Annotated in this window: 3 protein-coding genes; all 3 read right to left on the minus strand. The window is 37.9% G+C overall.

What is annotated here, in order from left to right:
- Positions 1 to 525: type I methionyl aminopeptidase (gene map, locus AC1DPQ_RS23305; protein WP_477611025.1), on the minus strand; the 525-nt coding region annotated here is incomplete at its 3' end.
- A gap of 122 nt (positions 526 to 647) precedes the next feature.
- Complete coding sequence (locus tag AC1DPQ_RS23310; RefSeq protein WP_477611026.1) at positions 648 to 1259, minus strand: Crp/Fnr family transcriptional regulator; 612 nt, start codon at positions 1257 to 1259, stop codon at positions 648 to 650.
- A 175-nt stretch (positions 1260 to 1434) separates the two neighbouring features.
- Positions 1435 to 2589, minus strand: coding sequence for a helix-turn-helix domain-containing protein (locus tag AC1DPQ_RS23315; protein WP_477581851.1), 1155 nt, complete (start codon positions 2587 to 2589; stop codon positions 1435 to 1437).
- Between the last annotated feature and the right edge of the window lie 333 nt (positions 2590 to 2922).

A 2922-nucleotide genomic window follows, 5' to 3' on the forward strand; every position in this document is an offset into this window, starting at 1 on the left:
ATGCATATCTTTCCCTAAGCCATGGCCTACCAGATCTCTTACTACGCCGTAGCCTTGCTTTTCGTTATGGCTTTGGATAGCTGCACCAATATCGCCAATGCGTTTGCCCACAACAGCTTCTTTAATTCCAAGAAAAAGCGATTCTTTAGTTGTTTTTACCAGGTTTAGTACTGCTGGCGATACTTCGCCGACGATAAAGGTATATGCATGATCGCCATGAAAACCGTTTTTTATGGTACCCACATCTACTGAGATAATATCGCCATCTTTCAGCTCATCTTTAGTCGGAAAGCCATGTACAACCACATCGTTTACCGAGGTAATAATATGGAAAGGAAAACCATTATAGTTGTAAAAGGAAGGTACAGCGCCATTATCAAGTATAAATTCGTTGGCTATTCTATCAATCTCGAGGGTTGTAATGCCTGGCTTTAATATTTTAGCTACTTCTGCAAGGGTATCGCTAACCAGTAGGGCACTGATCCGCATCAGTTCTACTTCTTCGTTGGTTTTATATAAAATCATTGCTGCAAATTTAGCAAAAGAAGCGGAAAGGAAAAAAGTTGAAAAGGTAGTGGCTAAAAGGCTTGAATGTTTGCGTGATCGAATGACTGCACGTTAGAATGATTGATTGTTTTTTCGCTAAATTAAGAGCACAACCGGTAATCGGGTGTTAAAATTTTATTTCTGATTCTACTCAGGGTTTCTAAGCGCATGCCAAGGTAGCTGGCCAGATAACGCTGCGGTATTCTGTTGATATCCAAATCGCTTTCCTGGAGTTTACGGTACCTGCTTAYTGCTTTTGGTATCCTGGCCAGGATTGATCTTTCTGATGCTGCATAATAATGAAGCGCCAAAAGCTTTCTGCCGATTAGGTTGGCCTCTGGATAGTTTGCGTACATCGAATCGATTAGGGTATAAGGAATGCAGATGAGTTGACTTTCTTCCAGGGCCTGAAGATATTCTATCGAATGATTGGGCTGCTGATCGGGATGACGTATGGCGCCAATTAATTCATTTCCACAGCTAAACCAAGTGCTGATATCTTTTTTGCCATCGCGTATGAAGCCACGAACGAGTCCGTGTACCAAAAAATAGAGCGAAGCATTACTGTCTATTGGTGAAAGGATGTGTTTGTTCTTTTTAACATGGATGAGCTTACAAGATTTTTCATGTTCGGCCTTAAAGGCTTCAGATAAAGGATAAAATTGCTCAATATAATCGAAAAGCGGGCGTAAAAACGATGTTGAATAAAGCATAGTTAAGGCTTGTTAGATTTCTGAGAAATGGATTAAAGCATATTTATTTGAAATACCATACTCATATGATGATCAGAAACCAAAGGTATCTGGCATTTCAATATTTAGAGAAATAAAACGTGGTTGTGGCCTCTAACGATACGATCGTTAGAGTAAAAAAAGAGGGAATAACAGGTTAACGGCTTAATTCCTGTGCAAAATAGGTGGTTGGCATTAAGCCCGTTTCTTTTTTAAATGCATTGTAAAACGTAGCCAGACTTTTAAAGCCAGCTTCAGAAGCAATAGCTTCTATTGTTATTTTATCCGATTGGAGCGGGTACTGTATTAGGAAATGATTTACCCGGTAACTGTTTATCCAGTCGCGGAAATTTTTGCCGATGTGTTTATTAATTACGAAAGAGCAATGATGGATCGGGAGGTTAAGTTTTGCCGCTAGGTCGATAATCTGAAAATCGTGTATCAGGTAAAGGCGTTCAGCTTCCATTATTTCTTTCATGGCAAGGGCATAGTCAGACAGTTGCGCATCTAAAAGATTACTTTTTTTGACAGCTTTAAGTATACGTTTTGGATCTTCTTCCAATAAAGGAGCTAATGAGGAATCAGTTTCAGTTTTTTTGGTTGCAGCTTTTTTAGTCCAATCAACAGCTACCAGCAGGTAGCCATAAAAAATATAAGGCTTGTGAAGCGCATATAATAAAATGACTAATAGAGCCAAACAATTGAGCACAATAAAAGAGGCATTAACATATGGGATGTGTAAGCTTCTTAAAATAATGGGCACTAAACTAAACAACTGGAAAAAGGTCGCAATCCGGAGAAAAAAGATGATCCATTTTCTGCCTTCACCTTCGAGTATTTGTTGTGGTTTGTTTTTTAAACGGAGTACTGCAATCCAGGTAAGACACAAATAACCAAATACCAGCATTGGCCTAAATAAGTAATGAAAATATGGAGGAAACAGGCCACTTTTTGCTTTTAGTGAGAAGTAACCATTTTCTGCTAATTGGTTTCCTATCAAATCCCAATCTAGTGTTGTAGAAAAATGCCAGGGGATAACGTGGATAACAGCCAACAAAGCTGGTACAAAATGAAGCCATTCTATTTTTTGTAAACTTTTACGATCTTGAAGAAAGCCTGTTATGTAAAGGTAAAAGCAGGCTGGGGCAGCGTAATAAAACGGAGTAAAAGTTTGATGAAAAAAGGCTAGGGTATTAGGTTGACCCGATTTAAAGAGCAGCGAAGTTAAAATCTGCCCAAACCGGGCAAAAAATATAACCGAAAGTAGAACGTTAAGCAGCTTATTCCCTTTTTTTGCGAAAAAAAGATGCATAGAGAATAAAAGTAAGAATAGGCAACTGGTACTAACTATAAGGTTCAACGACTGCATATTTCCAACCAAGATAAAACATAATTGTTAAATTAAGTTACCTTCATTGTAAATGTTTGATGTGCAAAAGATGCTAAGAATGGAATGTTTTGGCTAAAAATAGGCTAATATTGCTGCTGTTGCCATTGCTTTTATACTATTCCGCAATAATGATTTGGCATAAACGTTTGTTTAATTTATAAAAAACAATAGTTTTGCGGCCCGTTTATTGTGAGCGGAAAGGAATATATTTAATTAATGGATGTTTACCATCCCGATAAAAGAAAAATTATGGAC

Source organism: Pedobacter sp. 01T416_2, assembly GCF_056398925.1.

Bases quoted from the DNA above. Each gene is read 5' to 3' on its own strand.
- AC1DPQ_RS23315 (WP_477581851.1), bottom strand. From the start codon at position 2,589: ATGCATCTTTTTTTCGCAAAAAAAGGGAATAAGCTGCTTAACGTTCTA.